This is a genomic window from Thermoanaerobacter sp. YS13 (assembly GCF_000806225.2).
Lineage (GTDB): Bacteria > Bacillota > Thermoanaerobacteria > Thermoanaerobacterales > Thermoanaerobacteraceae > Thermoanaerobacter > Thermoanaerobacter uzonensis.
In genome coordinates this window covers 453,793-470,761 of record NZ_JOOI01000002.1, presented here as the reverse complement: position 1 = coordinate 470,761, position 16,969 = coordinate 453,793, and the positions used below count along the sequence as shown (strand labels likewise).

Below are 16,969 nucleotides of genomic sequence, written 5' to 3'. Positions count from 1 at the left end.
CTTTAACAATTGTTGCAGCTTTATTAGCCTCGGCAATTGCTTTTATTTCAGGAGTTTTATTACTAAATAGGCATAAAATAATTCGATTTCTTGTCCGCACTTACGTTGAAATATTCAGAGGGACTTCATTGCTTGTCCAACTTTCAAACAAAGGAAACAAAAAACAAAGGGGACGGTTCCTTTTGTCTTAAAAAATCAGACAAAAGTCGAGTAGAGAGCCACTTTACAGCGGCTCCCCCTCACAGAACCGGACGTGCGCTATTAACGCATCCGGCTCTTCATATCATCTTTTACTTTTATCGTAGCTATGAGTATATACTTACATAGATTTTTGGTGTTGCTAATGGAAATTTCATCAGAAGTTTTTCGTATTTATCCCAGTTTAATCGATGCTTTTGTGACCTTCTTTTTAGCGTCTTGAATAATTGTCTCCTGGTCAAATAGAAGAAACTACCTATACTTTTACTGTTATCTGTGATTCCATAGTATCTGTAGTGTCCAAGCAATTTTATGTTAAGTCGCTTTATTAATTGATTTACTGGCTCATGCATATTTTCTTTGAGCCACTTTTTCATCTTGGCGACTTTATTTATAAATTTCTTTTTGCTTGTCTTCCTTTTGACTCTGAATTTGCCGTTTTGACTTTTGCTACAATAGTGTGTAAATCCTAAAAAGGTAAAGGTCTCTGGTTTCCCCAGCCCTCTTCTTTTTCTACTCTCTTCGGCAAATCTTCCAAATTCAATTATTCTTGTCTTCTCTTCTGCTAATTCAAGTCCAAATTCTTTTAGCCTCTTCTTAAGACTTTTATAAAATTTCTCTGCATCATCTTTATACTGGAAGCAGCATACGAAATCATCTGCATACCTTATTTCATAGCTTTCTCCTCTACATGCTTTCTTTATTCTTTTCTCGAACCATAAGTCTAGTACATAGTGAAGATATATGTTCGCAAGTATTGGGGATATGTGTCCTCCTTGGGGTGTTCCTATATCGCTTTCATAGTATTTACCTTCTTCCATTACTCCTGCTATTAGAAATCTTTTTATTATCCTTAGAAAGTTCTTGTCTCCTATCCTATGCTCTAAAAATTTCATCATCCATTCGTGGTCTACATTGTCAAAGAATCCTTTTATGTCGGCATCTACTATGTAGCTTACTTTCTTTTCCTGTATTATGTTGTTTAGCTGTCTTAGGGCATCATGTCCGCTTTTATTGGGCCTAAATCCATATGATATGTCTAGAAACTCTGGTTCGTATATTATGTTTAGTATATCTGCCATTATTCCTTGCACAAGTTTGTCTTCATATGCTGGTATCCCTAATGGCCTTAATTTGTCGCTCCCTTCTTTGGGTATATATACTCTCCTAACTGGCTGTGGCTTATATGCCTGTCTTTTCATCCTTGCCATTAGGTTCTCTATGTTCTCTGTTAAGTTCTCTCCGTATTCTTCCTTTGTTATTTTGTCTATGCCAGGTGCTTTGTTTCCTGTCATTTTCTTGTGCTGTTGTTTTAGTGTCTCTTCATTTATGAAGTGCACTAGTGTCTGTAGTTTGTCTCTTGGATGTTTTGCTACGACTTCCGCTATCCTCGTTAGTTCTGTTTCCATCTCTTGTTACACCTCCAGTGTGTTTGATGTTTCCCTTATGAGGTCGATGATATGTTACAGCCTTCCCTCCCCTGTCATTACTCAGTTTCATCAGTACTATGCTGTAATCCGACTTCCTGCTAACCTTCCGATATCCTTGTATTTTACACTTGTTTATCGTACCCTTTCTGGGAGTTGCAGGACCTCCTGAGTTCCCTATGCGTTAATATTGTATAACATGCCAAGGCCTATGACCCCGAGGAAGCATTGCTATTCTCGCCATCCCAAATATCAATGTTTTGCCTTCTGCCGGTTCCACAGCATCGGCCTTCCTGTCTAGGGATTTCGGGGCTCAACACCTTCAATCTTTCGATTTTCGGCCTGCTATCTCCTTTGCCTACGCTTAGCTATATATGTCACCATATATACCCCAAGGCTAAGTACCGGTTGCTGGCTAGGCTTTACCGGGCAGGATTCGCACCTGCTTTAACGCATGAGCTTTTCTCAGCGCACGGAACCGTCCCTTTTGTTTGATAAATGCATAATTAAAAACATTAACATATGCTATTTAAAACCAAATATTTTATTTGATAAAAAATTAAACATCCGCCATAATATTGTAATTTGATATTTAATCCTCATCTACCAGGAGGAATAAATGTATTAATTAAAACATATAATGGTGGAACATTTGCTACCAAAACAAGAACTATTATTCGTGGTACGATGTCGCTGATATTTTTTTTTAGTAAATACTTGTAATATCTATAAACTAAAATGTTATTAAGTATTAACACTGTAATTAACAGAAACCTAAAAAGAATCATAAAAGCACCCTCTTAAAATTGAACTCTATTAAAATAATAATCACAATGATTAGCGTCTTGTTTAGCATTGTAAAAATATATTGCAGCACTTACCACTCCACCTGCTCCTGCAAGTAATCCAATTATAGTTCCTATTCCTACCGTTTCCACCCCTGCAATTGCCGATGCCACTATACCTGCAACTATAGCACCTGTTGCAGCAATTGCAGCATACTGATTTCTAATCATTGAATCAAGATTACTTTCGAAATTGTATAAATCATTCTCATTGTGTGAATTTTCATACACACTTTTAGCACTTTTGGGTGTATACAAATTCCAGACATAATCATTTTGACCTGTGTATTGAATCACATTTAATCCATATCCCCACCAAAGATCCTTTTCATCTAATAAAATTAAATATAAAGGGGTTATAATAGAATTATCAATTGTTCCTTTAATTCCTTGTTTGCTAATATTATTAATTTTGGATTCCAATTTATATTCTTTTTTCTCACCTGTATTTTTCCCTATTTCTTTAATATCAAATTCACCAGTATCTTTATTATATGTAACAACCGTTAACTTATCTTTCTCCTCTACAAACACTTTTCTTATACTGTTATTATCTTCAACTATTTTTACTGTATATTTATTTCCTTCTATAATATACGTTTCAGAGGAAATTTGTGATTTATTAGCAATTGCTTTATCCGCAGCAAATACCATCTCAAAGGATGAGACAGTAAGAAGCAGCAAAATTAAAAATAATGAAATTATTTTTTTTACCATATTCTTTCCTCCCTATTTCAATATTTTACAATTTCACTCAATCAAGCTTCAAAAGCTCATCTTCCCGCTAAATTAAGACTCCATCATCACCACCTTCACAAAAATAATTTAAACTTTTTTCTTATATAACAGCATCACCTCCCAGGTATTACAGAATGCCATCTTATTAAATCTTCCTCTCCTAATGGTGCAATTGTGCCTGTATTAAAATATAAAGAAGACAATGAAATAGTAAATGCTAAGATTATAATCATTAATTTTCTTTTCATTTTTCTATCCCCCTTTACATATCTTTTCCTTAACTATATAATATATGGTAAAGCAAATAATTTCAACCCGATTTAAATCGGGGTGGGGTGTTAAACCATGAAAAAGCACTGTGCTATGCTGATTTGGGTGTAAAAACCTGCATAGAGGCTGGAATTTTAGATGGCTTGAGCCTTTTATACTTCAGAAAGGGAATTGAATTGCAAAATATCACCTTAAAAGAGAAAATTACAAAGATTCTCTTATAAAGGCAATGCATTTGTTTGAAATATTTGGGCAGGAAAAATTAAAAGAAATGGCTATAAAAAATTGAATCAGCATGGAGTGTTAAAAAATAGATATGTAACACAAAGCAAAAACCAAAAATAATTTTTAGACTTTTTAGTCAATTCGAGGGATAAAAATATCATTACAGCATCTCTTTAAGCTTTTCTATATCTCTAATTATTATTTTCTGCCTGTCAAGATGTATTATCCCCTCTTTGTCCATTTGACTTAAAATCCTTGTGACGTTTTCTCTCGATGTGCCGACTATGTTGGCAAGGTCTTGCCTATTGAGATTTAAATCTAATAAAATTCCTTCTTTTGTGTTTATTCCTCTCTCTTTTGCAAAAGTGAGAAGTACAGAAGCCGTTCTGCCAATGGAATCTCTTAAAGCGAGATTTTCTATTATGACAGCTACATTTTTTAGCCTTTTTGCCATAAGTTTAATAATGCTTAAGGCTATTTCGCTGTTTTTTAGTATCAAGTTTTCTATGTCTTGATTTTTAAGCATAATCACTTCGGAGTCCTCTATAGCCTCTGCAGTTGCAGGATATTCTCCACCGACAAATAGAATAGACTCAGCAAATACGTCTCCTTTTTCCATTATTTTAATAATGTACTCTTTCCCGATAGAAGATGTTTTTGATATTTTAACTTTGCCAGATTTTACAAAATATATAGCTTCTCCCTTTTCCCCCTCCATGAAAATAATAGACCCTTTTTTAAAAAAGTTGATAGTTGAAATTCTATGTATCTCTTCAAGGGATTTATCCTCCAGCTCATTAAAATAAGGAACTTTTTTAAGGTAATCAAAATCAGCCATAATGACTTTCATCCCTTCTCAAAAGTAAACTAAAGATTATTCCGTTCTATATTTATCAAGACTTACAAATTTTGTATACTGTGCAAGCCATAAAAGTTCCACTGTCCCTGTGGGCCCATTTCTGTGTTTTGCAATTATAACTTCTGCTATGTTTTTCTTTTCAGAATCTTTATGATAGTAATCATCTCTGTACAAAAACATTACTATGTCAGCGTCCTGCTCTATTGCTCCAGATTCCCTCAAATCGCTTAAAATAGGTCTGTGGTCTGACCTGGTCTCAGGTGCGCGTGAAAGCTGGGATAAGGTAATTACTGGGACGTTTAATTCTCTTGCCAGGCTTTTTAATGACCTTGATATTTCTGAAATTTCTTGTTGCCTGTTTTCTGCCTTCCCTCTCCCTTGCATAAGCTGCAGATAATCTATCATCACCAAGCCTAATCCTTTTTCCAGTTTGAGGCGCCTGCACTTCGCTCTTATGTCCATTACTCCAATCCCAGGAGTGTCGTCAATGTAAATAGGAGCTTTAGAAAGAGGAGTCATCGCGGCTGCCAATTTCATCCAGTCGTCTTCATCAAGATTCCCTGTCCTAAGCTTTTGGCTATCTATATTGGCAGTAGAACAGATGAGCCTGTTTACCAGTTGCTCTTTTGACATTTCCAGGCTAAATATGGCAACAGGAAGGCCTGTCAAAAGAGCTGCATTTTGAGCGATATTTAAAGCAAAAGAGGTTTTTCCCATTGAAGGCCTTGCTGCGACTAAAATAAAGTCAGAAGGCTGAAAGCCAGCAGTTTTTAAGTCAAGGTCAGGAAAGCCAGAGGGAATTCCCGTAAGCTGTCCTTTGTTTTTGTAAAGTTCCTCTATTTTATAAAATGTATTCATCAACACATCTTTTATAGGTGAAAAATTAGTAGTGTTTCTTCCTTGAGCAATATCAAATATTTTTTGTTCTGCTATGTCAAGAACAGTTTCTACGTCATCCCCTTGATAACTTAACTCCATAATCTCTGAAGAGGCCTCAATGAGCCTTCTCAATGTGGCTTTTTCTTTTATAAGTTTTGCGTAGTAAGATACATTAGCAGTGGTGATGACATTGGAAGACAGGCTTGCTATATAATCAATTCCGCCAACAGCCTCCAGCATGTTTCGCTTTCTAAGTTCATCAACTACTGTCACAAGGTCAACGGGGATGTCTTTTTCAAACATCTCCATCATTACATCGAATAATTTTTTGTGAGATTCTTTATAAAAGTCGTCGGCTTTTATTATTTCAGAAACGTCTATTATAGCATCCCTAGATAAAAGCATTGACCCTAAAACGGATTGTTCAGCTTCTATGTTTTGGGGAGGGATTTTGCTCCACTCCATCCTTTATTCCCCCTTGCTTTAATTACTCTGCCACAACATCTATCTTCACTTTTGCTGTAACTCCTTGATAAAGTTTTATGTCTACATAATAGGTACCTGTAGTCTTTACAGTCTCATCAAAAGATATTTTCTTCTTATCAATGTCAAAGCCTTTTTCTTTTAAAGCCTCTTCCACGTCTTTTGAAGTTACAGAGCCGAAAAGTTTACCATTTTCTCCTGCTTTTACTTTTAAAACTAAGCTTAAATTTGAAAGCTTTTGTGCCATTTCTTTTGCTTCCTCTAATTCTTGCTGTCTCTTTTTCTCTTCTGCCTTTTTCTTTTCATTAAGCACTTTTATGTTGGACTCTGTAGCCTCTATGGCAAGTCCTCTTGGAAGGAGATAATTTCTCCCATATCCATCGCTGACATTTATAACTTCTCCTGCTTTTCCCACATTTTTAACATCTTTTACTAATATGACTTTCATCTGTCTTCACCTTCCTCTTCAAAATATTCTTTAATAGCATTTTTTAAGTCTTGCAGTACTTCATCTATAGGCTTTTTGACCTGAGCTCCTGCAACAGTTAAGTGTCCTCCTCCACCAAGCTTTTCAAGGATAACTTGAACATTTATGTCTCCAAGGGATCGTCCGCTAATGGCAACATCTTCTTCTCTTTTTAAAATAACAAAAGAAGCTTGTACTCCCTTTATTGTAAGAAGCTCATCAGCAGCCTGGGCTATGATGAGATTGTTGGCATTTGGAGGGCTAACTGCTATTGCAATGCCGTTATCCAGTATCTCGGCATTTTTCACTATTGAAGCTTTTATTATGTAAGAATCTAAGTCATTTTGGAAAAGCTGCTTAACAGAGGTTGTATCTGCACCTTTTCTTCTCAAAAAGGAGGCTGCTTCAAAAGTCCTGGAACCTGTTCTAAAAGTGAAATTTTTTGTATCCACTGATATTCCTGCCATTAAAGCCTCAGCTTCTATAGGCTTTATATCAATCTTGTCTACTATATATTGCAAAATTTCTGTGACTAATTCGCTAGCAGAAGAAGCATAAGGCTCTAAATAGACAAGTAAGGCTTTGTCAATAAACTCTTTCCCTCTTCTATGGTGGTCTATAACAACTATTCTGTCTATAATATCTACAATTTCGGGATAAGTAAGATAACTAGGTCTATGGGTATCAACAACTATTAAAAGGCTGTTTTGATCCACCATGTTTTTAACTTCACCGCTTTTTATAAATAAATCTTCATAGCCTTTTGTGTTTTGTATTTTTTTTACCAATTCATCTATCGCTACATTAGATTTATCTAATATTATATAGGCTTTTTTGCCTAAAGACATGCTGGCTCTATACATGCCAATTGCAGCACCTAATGAATCAAAGTCCATAAAGTTGTGTCCCATTATGAAAATGGCAGAAGATTCTTTTATGAGCTCTTTTATGGCATGGGCAATTATTCTCGCCTTTACTTTTGTCCTCTTTTCAACAGCTTGTGTTCTTCCTCCATAAAACGAAGTTTTATCTCCTCTTTTTATTACTGCTTGGTCTCCTCCTCGCCCTAATGCTAAATCTAAAGCGCTAGAGGCATATTCATTTAAGGCTAAAAAGTCATTGGCATCTGCTCCAATTCCTATGCTTAAAGTTAAAGGGATTTTTATCTCTTCTCCAATTTCTCTCACTTTGTCCAATATTTCAAATTTATTTTCTTCTAAGCTTTTTAATCCTTCCTCTTTGAATACAACAAAGTATTTATCATCATCATATTTTTTCATAAAGGCTTTTATTGAGGAAGCCCATTCTGAAAGTTTTTTTTCTATTTCTGAAGAAACCACCGCTTTTTTAATATCTTCTATTGCCATCATCGCTTCTTCGTAGTTGTCAATTATTATATGCCCTACCACCGGTCTATCGAAAGCTAAAGATTTCTTAAGCTGAATGTACTCAGTGTTATCAAGGAATAAAAGAGTACAGCTTAGGTCCTTCCTTTTTTTCCTTTTTGCTTGAGAATCTACTTTTAACACGGAATAGTACCGGCCATTGAACTCTATTTGGTTTTTTTTGTCATCTATTTTGTTTCCAGCATATTTTTTTATCAATTTCTTTATCTCTTCATTTTCATTAAAGACCTGAGAATAGCTTAAATTATACCACAGGATTTCTCCGTTATCATTTAAAATAACGGCAGGAATTGGCATCTTTGCTAAAACGCTTTTTGATGCCTTGTCAACATTAAAAAATATATTTTCTATATATTTATCCAATTCTAATCGCTTTTTCTTTACGCCATAGTATTCACTTAAAAGCACATAAAGAAAAATGATTAATGAAACAGAAGCAATTATCTCATTGTAGTAAAACATTAAAGCTATTAATAGAGCTGATAGCAAAATATTTATCACATTGACAGAAGAAATTATTTTATAAAATTTCTTATCCACAAAAACACCTCTCGTTTTCTAACTCATGTATTTTCTTAAATCCATGCTGGTATCCACAATACCTATTACGGTAAGTAGCCAAGAGGTAAGAGGAAAAAGAAATAAAAATACAAGGATTAAGTTAGCAGCCAATGATTTCATCTTCAATCTATGGATTAAATAATATTTTACTACCGCCAAACCTCCTAACGTAAAACCTAGAGAAAGTAATACCATTATATTAGTAGTTATTGCTTCAGGTTGCTTTATAAAATATTGATATAGCAGCGCTCCAATAAAAATCCACCCTGTGATATAAGGCATTTTCCATTCTGCAAAAGGAGGAAGTGCATCTACGTAAACTCTTTGAGTTTTTAAGACTTTGTATATAATTACATAATTGATTAAAATGACAGCCACAACTGTAATTATTATAGATGCAGGTAAAGTCACCTTTAGCATTTCTTCAATCATTAATAAATTGCTTTTTATAGCTGAAAAGTTTGAATGACCCTGATAAATAGATAATACCTCTTTTGTGCTCATATTAATTGCCTTAAAAAACTGATCAAGCACATTTATTTTGAAGGTCGCTTTTATTAAATACAATACTATAACTATCCCAAAGATCGACACAATAGAAGTATCAATAAGAATTTCACTAGCTTTACGTTTTTTCGATATTAAATAACCCATAACAAGTCCTTGAAAGGCAAAAAATAAACTTATAAAAGCTGTACCTATGTCTGTAAAAATTACATTTACAATTAATACAGCAAAAGATGATGCAATAGCATAAGATTCAGAACTTCTTATACAAGTTATAGCAATTGGAACTGGTATCAAAAAAAATAGCACAAATAGGGGTGGAATATACACTCCTATTAATGTCATTACTACAGCCATTGCCGTCATCATTGCCGCATTAGTAAGTTTTCGTAAATCCATTAAATCAATCACTCCTGTTTTCTACCTTTTATGTATCTTTGTAGCTCAGAAAAATTATATTCTCCTTCAAAGTTTTTATCAATAATTTGAAGTTTGAGTTTTTTTTGAAGCGCTTCATCTATTTCTTGAAAGTCATAACCTAATTTCTCTCCTAATAAGTAGGTAAAAATTAAAATATCACAAAGATTGTCTATTAATATTTCTCCATCTTCATCTTCGTTAAAAGCTTTAAAGAGAGAATATACTTTTCCTAAAAGGTTTATTTTTAAATTTTCAATGCTCATAATATTTTTGGCAATCTCAAGATTATTTTTCATACTTTTATTCCACCTTTATTTTTGACAGCTTTTTTAAATAGTAAACTAAAAGAGGGCATCGCCCTCTTATTATTATATCATTATTCTACTGTATATGGTAGTAGTGCAATCTGTCTTGCTCTTTTAATAGCTTTTGTAAGTTGCCTTTGGTGCCTTGCACAGTTTCCTGTAATTCTTCTCGGCAGAATTTTTCCTCTTTCTGTGATGTATTTGCGGAGTCTTGCTACATCTTTGTAATCAATTTTGTCTATATTATCTGTGCAAAAAGCACAAACGCGCTTTTTCACTTTTCTGCCCCTTTTTTTAGCAGCTGCGTTATCTTTCGCTGTTGTATTAGCTGTTGTCATCCTTCAACCTCCTTTTTAAAAAGGTAAATCATCTTCACTCTCTATAGGTGTAAATCCCTCAAATTCTTCCGGTATATCTTCAAATACACTATCAAAGTCTTCATCGAAATCTTTATTTTCTTCAGCATTGCCACTGCTGCCAAAACCAGATTTCGGCTCTAAAAATCTCACGTCATCTGCTACAACTTCAGTAACCCAATGCCGATTGCCGCTATTATCATCCCATGTTCGGGTTTGAATGCTTCCAGTTACCGCTATTAACCGGCCTTTTTTTAAATTGTTAGCGCAAATTTCTGCCAGTTTTCTCCAAGTTACGATGGGTATGAAATCTGTAGGCCTTTCTCCGTTTTGACTGACATAATTCCTGTTAACCGCTAATGTAAATGTAGTAACAGGAACCATGTTAGCACTATACCTCATCACAGGGTCTTTTGTAAGACGGCCTATTAAAATAACTTTATTTAACATTTTTAACCCACCTTTTTATATTAATAAACGATCATTCGTCAGTTCTTATTATTAAATATCTCAAAACGCCATCTGTGATCTTATAAACTCTCTCCAATTCCTGAGAAACCCTTGAGTCGCTGTTAAAGTTCATCAGTACATAATATCCCTCAGGCTTTTTGTCAATTGGATAGGCTAATTTTCTCTTACCCCATTCATCAAAATTGGTTATTTCTCCACCATTTTCAATGATGAGGTTTTTAAATCTTTCTATTAAGCCTTTTCTTTCCTCTTCACTTAAATCTGGAGAGAGAATGTACATTGTCTCGTATGACCTCATCTTTTCACCTCCTTTTGGACTAAACGGCCCTAAAAAGGGCAAGGCGGCAATCCATATCCATATTCTATCATTGTCCCGAGGGATTTTCAACTGTTTTTAAAATTTTTTTGATGCCCTTTTCAAATTTAGCTCGCGGCATCAAAACCATTCTTCCGCATTTTAGGCATTTTATGCGAATATCCATGCCTACTCTTAAAATTTCCCATTCGTCAGAACCACAAGGATGCTTTTTTTTCATCTTTACAATATCTCCTACATGGAGTTCTTTGGGCAAAGCAATCACCTCAATTAATTCTTATTTGTCAAGATAATATTAGTGCGGGGATAAGGAAAAGAAATATTTTTTTCATCAAACATTTTTTTTACTCTGTACCTTATATCCCTTTCTACTGCCCATTTTTGCATAGGCTGTGTTTTCGCATATAGCGTTATTAAAAGTTTTGAATCTTGCATATCTGTTATCCCCAGTATTGAAGGGCCTTCTATTAAATCATCTCTTGAATTTTTTATATCATCACATATTCGTTGTAATCCATCAATGATTTTATCCACATCCTCTTCCAAGGGAAATCCTATGTTGACAACAGCCATCATACTATCCTTTGTGAGGTTAGATACCATTTTTATTTCACCATTTGGTATTATGTGTAGCCCATCTGAAAAACCCCTTATTTTCGTGATTCTAAGTCCAATTTCTTCTACAGTTCCAGATATACCATTTATTGTAACATAGTCTCCTACAGAAAATTGGTCTTCAAATATTATAAAAAACCCCGAAATAACGTCTTTAACTAGATTTTGAGCACCAAAACCTATAGCCAAACTGCCAATTCCGGCAACTGCCAATATCGATGTCATTTCTATGTTGAAAATTTTTAGTATTGAAGCAGCTGCTATGAAATAAATGACATATCTCAATATATTTTTGGTAAGGGATATTAAAGTGCCTATCTTTCTTTCAGGAAGCTGTATTTTTGCTTTTCTATGCAATTTGTAAAACCTCGATATAAGCATGTCCCCTATTTTTATACCTATAAAAGCTATAACCAAAATTTTTATGATATCGAAAGTTACTTTTAATATTTTTATATCGTAAAGACTTAAAAATTTCTGGTATAGTTGAACTATTGCCTCCATCATATCACCCGCTTTATTTCCTTTATATTTTATATATTACACAAGTAAGAAGGGTTTTTCAATAATTAAAACCGGAAATTACCTGTATTTAATTTTATATAGTTGATAAAAATATATTTGTAAGACTTATCAATTCAAGAAAGGAGAAGCATATGGAATTAATAAATATTGAAGACAAAAGTGCTGTAGGGCATTTTTATAAATTTTTCTTTAACTACTTAACAGAACTATATGATTATCAAAAAGATATAGTTTTGCTGTGTATAGGGACTGATAGGTCCACAGGGGATAGCTTAGGGCCTTTAATTGGTCATAAACTAAAGCCTCTTCTTAAAGGAAAAGCCCATGTTTTTGGTACTTTGGAAGAACCACTACATGCAAAAAACATACATCAGGTTTTAAAGTACATAAATTTAAATTATGGACGTCCTTTTATGATAGCGATAGACGCTTGTTTGGGATCTTTAAACCACGTAGGTCACATTTCTGTTGGAAAAGGACCTATAAAGCCTGGCGCAGGGGTTTCAAAAGACCTGCCTCCTGTAGGAGATATGTTTGTTACAGGAATTGTCAATATCTCTGGTTTTATGGAATACATAGTGCTTCAAAATACAAGACTTAGAACTGTAATGAAAATGGCAGATATAATTTCTATTGGGATATTTAAATCAATAAATGAAATATATGAACAAAATAAGATAAGGGCTTAAACTCAAGCCCTTTCTAATTTTATTTCAATATTTTTCAAATCTTTGTTTTTGATAAACTCCTCTATCACCTCTATAATTGGCTGATATTTTTCATAAAAGACTACTATTAAATCTCCTGTTTCAGCATTGTACATAGCCGCCCTTAATGCTTCTGTCTCTTTTAAAATAGTTTTTATTTTTTTCCTATCTATACCCCCTTTTATTGCACCTTGTTCTAATAATTTAGCTACTTCTCCCGGTTTTCTACCTCTTAAATCCAAATCTTCCTTTATATATATAAAGTCAAATCCTTGACCACAAATTTCTCCTACTTTTAATATGCTTGAATTTATTCTATCTCCTGGAACTCCAATCACACCGATAAGCCTGTTTGCATCAAGTTTTTGTGCTGCTTCTATTACACTTTTTATTCCTGCTATGTTGTGGCCATAATCTACTAATACGCGGAAATTGCCCACATTAAATAAGTTAAACCTCCCAGGATTGTGTGTAGTGTCACAATAAAATGTCTTTATGCCTTTTGCAATGATATTTACAGGCACTTTTACTCCATAAGAAGCAGCGATAGCTGCAAGAGCATTTTCCACGTTGTACAAAACTTTCCCTGACAAAGCTGCAGGAATCTCCTCTATCTTTACAACAGGAATTATTTGCCCATTCGCTATAACGATGACACCGTCTTTAACATATACTGCGATTCCACCTTTTTCTATATGTTTTTTTACAGTAAGGTTATTATCGTACATTGAAAAATATATTATTTTCCCTTTTGCCCTTTGGGCCAAATAAGGGGTCATCGGGTCATCAGCATTTAAAACACTATAACCGTCTACCTTTACCGCTTCCACCACCAATGCCTTAACAAAAGCCAGGTCTTCTAAAGTCTCTATCCCATCACTTCCAAGATGGTCTTCTGAAATATTGGTTATTACCCCTACATCTGCCAAATCGTAACCTAAACCTTCCCTTATAATACCTCCCCTTGCTGTTTCTAACACTGCAGCATCTATGTTTTTATCAGCAAGACAAGTTCTTGCACTTTTAGGACCAGTATTGTCACCTTTGTAGACACAGGTGTCATCGATATAAATGCCGTCAGTACAAGTCATTCCTACAGTATAGCCATAGGTCTTTAAAATATGAGCTGTCATCCTGGTGACTGTAGTTTTCCCGTTTGTACCCGTAATAGATATAATAGGTATGGTAGCTTTGCTTCCTTTAGGGAAAAGCATATCTACAATCGCTTTTGCTACATTTCTAGGTTTACCTTTGCTAGGATAATGGTGCATCCTTATGCCCGGAGATGCATTTATTTCAATTATTGCTCCATTTTCTTTAGTTAGAGGCTTTTTTATGTCCTCCATTGTAATGTCTATACCAGCTATATCAAGACCAATGGCTTTTGCCGCTCTTACAGCAATTTCTATGTTATATGGGTGAATGTCATCTGTTTTGTCTATTGCAATTCCTCCTGTACTTAAGTTTGCGCTTTCCCTTAAAAACACTTTTTGCCCTTTTTTGGGGATCTTTTCTAGCTCAAATCCTTGTTTTTTAAGGGTCATTTTAGAAATCGTATCTATTGTGAGTTTGGTAAGGGGTTTTTCATGGCCTTTTCCTCTTAAAGGATTTTTATTTTCTATTTCTACTAATTCTTCAATAGTATGAATTCCATCTCCTATCACATGGGCAGGAATTTTTTCAGCTACCGCTACTACTTTTTCACCTACAACTAATACTCTGTAATGTTTTCCCTTTATATGTTTTTCTACAATAACAAGGTCACTGTAAGCTTTGGCGTTTCTATAGGCTATACTTACTTCTTCTTTATTGGTTATGTTTAAATGAACTCCTTTGCCTTGATTTCCGTTGTAAGGTTTTATAGCGACAGGATATCCAATTTCTTCCGCAATAGCAATCGCTTCTTCTTCATTGTAAGCAACATCTCCTTCCGGCACAGGAAATCCATGGTCTCTTAAAATCTGCTTTGTCAAGATTTTATCTGATGCTATGTCTACAGCAATGCAACTAGTATTTTGTGAAATTGTACCTTCAATCATTTTTTGATATTTCCCATAACCTAACCGCAAAATACTTCCATTTCCCACCCTTGTAACCGGGATTCCCCCTTTTAAAGCTTCATTTTTTATAGCCATTGTGCTAGGCCCTAGTTCTATCTCAGCAATTATATTGCGTATTCTTTCTAGCCTTTCTTCTAAATCAAATTCTTCCCCCTGTATAAATTTATTTACCATTTCAACCGCTAATTTCCCAACTCTTATGCCACACTCTTCTAATCCATATTCATAAATTATATAATACAAATCTCCTTCTATATTTCTCGCCCTTCCAAATTTTACATCATATCCTAATATATTTTGTAGTTCCAAAATTATATGCTCTGTCACATGGGGTAAATAGGTGCCTTCCTCCAATCTTTTTAGAAATCCCCCTTCATATCCGTAAGAACAACTATGTTTTGATAAGTTAGGAAGCCGTTTTATCAATCTCTCATTAAAGTTGGGTATATCTTTTGTAGGAATATCCAATCTCTCTATATCTACTACCATTTTTATTACAGGTCTATGGCTGTATATATTTCTCCCACGATATACCCTTATATCTTTAATAATCATACCTTATCCTCCTTGAGCTTGACTTTGGGTATCCATTTTTCTAAATCATAACCATAACCGGATGGCAATATGTGAAGTATAACATTGGTGAGGGCTAAAATTTCATTAGGACTTGATTCAGAAACATTAGAGTGTTTTAGCTTTCTTCCCTCCACTACTGTAACAGCATTTGACCCTATTACCCTAAATTCATTTTCTTCTACAACTATGGCAGTATCTTCATCAATCCCTATTCCGAGATTGTTTGGGTTTTGAGCAATTGCTGCAAGAAGCCTTCCAATGCGCCCTCTTTGTGCAAAATGTTGGTCAATTATTACGTCTTTTAATAAACCTAATCCAGGAGCCATTTTGATAGTGCATTTCCTGGGAGAATCTTCATCATTTCCCTCCACAATCATAGTTTGGGACATCACCGAAGCCCCTGCACTCGTACCCACAATCAAAGTTCCTTCTTTGTGCAATTGTTTTAACAATTTATCTATGCCACTTCCTCCCAAAATACTGGTTATCCTCAATTGGTCACCACCTGTAAAAAAAACGCAACTGCAATCTTCAAGTATATTTCTTGCATAGTTTATTTCTTTGTCTTCTCTTGAATTTATATTTACAACTTTTACATCATTTGCCCCTAATTTTTTAAAAATAGAAATATACATATTGCCCACTTCCACAGGTTTTTCTGTGGCTGTTGTCATTACAACTATTCTACTCTCTCTTCCCCCCGCTAAACCCACAACTTCTTGCAATATTTCACATTTGTTCTCTTTGTCTTCTGCTCCTCCTATGATAACTAACTTTCCTTTTACTTTCTCCGCCATTTATCCGCCTCCAAAAAATAATAAACTCTCAGGTTTCATAATTTATTATTCCTGAGAGTTTAACGCAATATACTCTATTAAATTTACAGAGTGCATAATTTTATTGCATCTTTCTCCACTTTTATTTCCAGATTTTTGATATATAATATTTCACCATCGACAGTAACAGGTACTTCTCGATCTGCCTCTATTTCTACTTTTTTTGCTCTATAAACTTCTACAATTTTAAGTTTAGTATGGGTTCCAAAAAGAACTAAGGGCAATAAAACCAATAATTTAATCTTACTTATTTTGTCAACAATCATGACATCTAAATAGCCATCGTTAGGATCGGCATCCGGCAAAAGCTTTAAGCCGCCTCCATAATAGCTTAAAACTCCCGCTGCAAAAATTGTTATTTCTCTATTTAACTCTTTATCATCTATTCTTATTTTTACAGAATAGGGCTTGTATTTAAAAAGGACATTTAAAAGGGCAGTTAAATAAACCCATATTCCAGATAAAAACTTTTTAAACCGCACAGCCATTGCCGCTGTTTCAGAAGCAATGCCTGTGCTTGTAATATTTCCAAAAGTTAATATATCGTTTATCACAGCTCCGTCTATAATTTTAATATTACCCATTATAAGCACATCAATAGCCTTTTCTAACTTTTTAGGTATATGGAAAAATCTTGCAAAGTCATTTCCTGTCCCTACAGGAATAATTCCTAGTATAGCTTGTGTACCTTTTATTCCATTTACTACTTCAAGTACAGTACCATCTCCTCCTACTGCCACCACAAGTTTAAATCCACTAAGAGCTGCTTTTCTCGCTAATATTTTCCCTTCCCCTGCATATTTTGTTATAAAAATTTTGTAATCGATTAATTTCTTTTTCATAATCCTTCTAATTTCTGGAATCTTTCGATAGGCCCTTCCTCCACCCGCCACTGGGTTCACAATAAACGCAATCAAG

20 protein-coding genes are annotated in these 16,969 nt (G+C 34.5%); 2 read left to right on the top strand and 18 right to left on the bottom strand.

Annotated features, from left to right (window positions below; genetic code table 11):
* Positions 1–305: 305 nt before the first annotated feature.
* The 4 genes from ltrA to THYS13_RS14810 form a co-directional block, all read right to left on the bottom strand.
* Positions 306–1,607 (bottom strand): group II intron reverse transcriptase/maturase, encoded by a 1,302-nt coding sequence (ltrA, locus tag THYS13_RS10125; RefSeq protein WP_042834409.1) that lies wholly within the window; start codon positions 1,605–1,607, stop codon positions 306–308.
* 617 nt (positions 1,608–2,224) lie between these two features.
* Positions 2,225–2,413 carry a hypothetical protein gene (locus THYS13_RS10120; RefSeq protein ID WP_042834408.1) on the bottom strand — a complete coding sequence of 63 codons (189 nt, stop codon included), beginning with the start codon at positions 2,411–2,413 and terminating at the stop codon, positions 2,225–2,227.
* Between the two features lie 12 nt (positions 2,414–2,425).
* A complete protein-coding gene (locus THYS13_RS10115; RefSeq protein ID WP_042834407.1) occupies positions 2,426–3,187 on the bottom strand; it encodes a geobacillin-26 family protein in 762 nt (253 codons plus the stop codon).
* Positions 3,188–3,321: 134 nt separating this feature from the next.
* Entirely contained in the window at positions 3,322–3,456 is a 135-nt protein-coding gene (locus THYS13_RS14810) for a hypothetical protein (RefSeq protein WP_255356309.1), read from the bottom strand.
* Between the two features lie 87 nt (positions 3,457–3,543).
* On the opposite strand from THYS13_RS14810, the gene THYS13_RS13930 reads away from it, so the two are divergent.
* The gene (locus tag THYS13_RS13930; RefSeq protein WP_369819219.1) at positions 3,544–3,702 is read left to right on the top strand and encodes a hypothetical protein; all 159 of its coding nucleotides are present in this window, start codon (positions 3,544–3,546) and stop codon (positions 3,700–3,702) included.
* A gap of 161 nt (positions 3,703–3,863) precedes the next feature.
* Here the strand turns inward: THYS13_RS13930 and THYS13_RS10110 are convergent, their stop codons facing one another.
* The 11 genes from THYS13_RS10110 to THYS13_RS10060 form a co-directional block, all read right to left on the bottom strand.
* Positions 3,864–4,541: a Crp/Fnr family transcriptional regulator gene (locus THYS13_RS10110; RefSeq protein WP_042834406.1), complete on the bottom strand. Its 678-nt coding sequence runs from the start codon at positions 4,539–4,541 to the stop codon at positions 3,864–3,866.
* A 36-nt stretch (positions 4,542–4,577) separates the two neighbouring features.
* On the bottom strand, positions 4,578–5,906 hold the full coding sequence (gene dnaB, locus THYS13_RS10105; RefSeq protein WP_042834405.1) for a replicative DNA helicase: 1,329 nt from the start codon (positions 5,904–5,906) through the stop codon (positions 4,578–4,580).
* A 22-nt stretch (positions 5,907–5,928) separates the two neighbouring features.
* The gene (gene rplI / locus THYS13_RS10100) at positions 5,929–6,372 is read right to left on the bottom strand and encodes a 50S ribosomal protein L9 (protein ID WP_042834404.1); all 444 of its coding nucleotides are present in this window, start codon (positions 6,370–6,372) and stop codon (positions 5,929–5,931) included.
* The gene (locus THYS13_RS10095) at positions 6,369–8,336 is read right to left on the bottom strand and encodes a DHH family phosphoesterase (protein WP_042834403.1); all 1,968 of its coding nucleotides are present in this window, start codon (positions 8,334–8,336) and stop codon (positions 6,369–6,371) included. The genes rplI and THYS13_RS10095 overlap by 4 nt, the downstream gene beginning before the upstream one ends.
* A gap of 18 nt (positions 8,337–8,354) precedes the next feature.
* Complete coding sequence (locus THYS13_RS10090; RefSeq protein ID WP_042834402.1) at positions 8,355–9,263, bottom strand: YybS family protein; 909 nt, start codon at positions 9,261–9,263, stop codon at positions 8,355–8,357.
* 8 nt (positions 9,264–9,271) lie between these two features.
* Positions 9,272–9,580: a MazG-like family protein gene (locus THYS13_RS10085; RefSeq protein WP_042834401.1), complete on the bottom strand. Its 309-nt coding sequence runs from the start codon at positions 9,578–9,580 to the stop codon at positions 9,272–9,274.
* 80 nt (positions 9,581–9,660) lie between these two features.
* Positions 9,661–9,927 carry a 30S ribosomal protein S18 gene (rpsR, locus tag THYS13_RS10080; protein ID WP_042834400.1) on the bottom strand — a complete coding sequence of 89 codons (267 nt, stop codon included), beginning with the start codon at positions 9,925–9,927 and terminating at the stop codon, positions 9,661–9,663.
* A 15-nt stretch (positions 9,928–9,942) separates the two neighbouring features.
* Positions 9,943–10,395, bottom strand: coding sequence for a single-stranded DNA-binding protein (locus THYS13_RS10075; RefSeq protein WP_042834399.1), 453 nt, complete (start codon positions 10,393–10,395; stop codon positions 9,943–9,945).
* Between the two features lie 31 nt (positions 10,396–10,426).
* Complete coding sequence (gene rpsF / locus THYS13_RS10070) at positions 10,427–10,714, bottom strand: 30S ribosomal protein S6 (protein WP_042834398.1); 288 nt, start codon at positions 10,712–10,714, stop codon at positions 10,427–10,429.
* A gap of 67 nt (positions 10,715–10,781) precedes the next feature.
* Positions 10,782–10,988, bottom strand: a complete 207-nt coding sequence (locus THYS13_RS10065) for a DUF951 domain-containing protein (protein ID WP_042834397.1) — start codon at positions 10,986–10,988, stop codon at positions 10,782–10,784.
* 14 nt (positions 10,989–11,002) lie between these two features.
* Positions 11,003–11,854, bottom strand: a complete 852-nt coding sequence (locus THYS13_RS10060) for a mechanosensitive ion channel family protein (RefSeq protein WP_042834396.1) — start codon at positions 11,852–11,854, stop codon at positions 11,003–11,005.
* A gap of 149 nt (positions 11,855–12,003) precedes the next feature.
* Between THYS13_RS10060 and yyaC the strand changes: the two genes are divergently transcribed.
* On the top strand, positions 12,004–12,561 hold the full coding sequence (gene yyaC, locus THYS13_RS10055; protein WP_042834395.1) for a spore protease YyaC: 558 nt from the start codon (positions 12,004–12,006) through the stop codon (positions 12,559–12,561).
* Between the two features lie 2 nt (positions 12,562–12,563).
* On the opposite strand, the gene cphA is transcribed toward yyaC, so the two are convergent.
* The 3 genes from cphA to THYS13_RS10040 form a co-directional block, all read right to left on the bottom strand.
* Positions 12,564–15,194, bottom strand: coding sequence for a cyanophycin synthetase (gene cphA / locus THYS13_RS10050; RefSeq protein ID WP_042834394.1), 2,631 nt, complete (start codon positions 15,192–15,194; stop codon positions 12,564–12,566).
* Positions 15,191–16,012, bottom strand: coding sequence for a cyanophycinase (locus THYS13_RS10045; RefSeq protein ID WP_042834393.1), 822 nt, complete (start codon positions 16,010–16,012; stop codon positions 15,191–15,193). Before THYS13_RS10045 ends, cphA begins: the two co-directional genes overlap by 4 nt.
* 83 nt (positions 16,013–16,095) lie before the next feature.
* Positions 16,096–16,968, bottom strand: coding sequence for a diacylglycerol kinase family protein (locus THYS13_RS10040; protein ID WP_042834392.1), 873 nt, complete (start codon positions 16,966–16,968; stop codon positions 16,096–16,098).
* Position 16,969: the final 1 nt, after the last annotated feature.

What these genes read in the sequence shown, in the direction of transcription:
- THYS13_RS14810 (WP_255356309.1), bottom strand. Translation starts at nt 3,456, where the DNA reads ATGAAAAGAAAATTAATGATTATAATCTTAGCATTTACTATTTCATTG.
- cphA (WP_042834394.1), bottom strand. Translation starts at nt 15,194, where the DNA reads ATGATTATTAAAGATATAAGGGTATATCGTGGGAGAAATATATACAGC.
- ltrA (WP_042834409.1), bottom strand. Translation starts at nt 1,607, where the DNA reads ATGGAAACAGAACTAACGAGGATAGCGGAAGTCGTAGCAAAACATCCA.
- THYS13_RS10075 (WP_042834399.1), bottom strand. Translation starts at nt 10,395, where the DNA reads ATGTTAAATAAAGTTATTTTAATAGGCCGTCTTACAAAAGACCCTGTG.
- THYS13_RS10120 (WP_042834408.1), bottom strand. Translation starts at nt 2,413, where the DNA reads ATGATTCTTTTTAGGTTTCTGTTAATTACAGTGTTAATACTTAATAAC.
- yyaC (WP_042834395.1), top strand. Translation starts at nt 12,004, where the DNA reads ATGGAATTAATAAATATTGAAGACAAAAGTGCTGTAGGGCATTTTTAT.
- THYS13_RS10085 (WP_042834401.1), bottom strand. Translation starts at nt 9,580, where the DNA reads ATGAAAAATAATCTTGAGATTGCCAAAAATATTATGAGCATTGAAAAT.
- THYS13_RS10045 (WP_042834393.1), bottom strand. Translation starts at nt 16,012, where the DNA reads ATGGCGGAGAAAGTAAAAGGAAAGTTAGTTATCATAGGAGGAGCAGAA.
- rpsF (WP_042834398.1), bottom strand. Translation starts at nt 10,714, where the DNA reads ATGAGGTCATACGAGACAATGTACATTCTCTCTCCAGATTTAAGTGAA.
- THYS13_RS10110 (WP_042834406.1), bottom strand. Translation starts at nt 4,541, where the DNA reads ATGGCTGATTTTGATTACCTTAAAAAAGTTCCTTATTTTAATGAGCTG.
- THYS13_RS10090 (WP_042834402.1), bottom strand. Translation starts at nt 9,263, where the DNA reads ATGGATTTACGAAAACTTACTAATGCGGCAATGATGACGGCAATGGCT.
- dnaB (WP_042834405.1), bottom strand. Translation starts at nt 5,906, where the DNA reads ATGGAGTGGAGCAAAATCCCTCCCCAAAACATAGAAGCTGAACAATCC.
- THYS13_RS10115 (WP_042834407.1), bottom strand. Translation starts at nt 3,187, where the DNA reads ATGGTAAAAAAAATAATTTCATTATTTTTAATTTTGCTGCTTCTTACT.
- THYS13_RS10060 (WP_042834396.1), bottom strand. Translation starts at nt 11,854, where the DNA reads ATGATGGAGGCAATAGTTCAACTATACCAGAAATTTTTAAGTCTTTAC.
- rplI (WP_042834404.1), bottom strand. Translation starts at nt 6,372, where the DNA reads ATGAAAGTCATATTAGTAAAAGATGTTAAAAATGTGGGAAAAGCAGGA.
- rpsR (WP_042834400.1), bottom strand. Translation starts at nt 9,927, where the DNA reads ATGACAACAGCTAATACAACAGCGAAAGATAACGCAGCTGCTAAAAAA.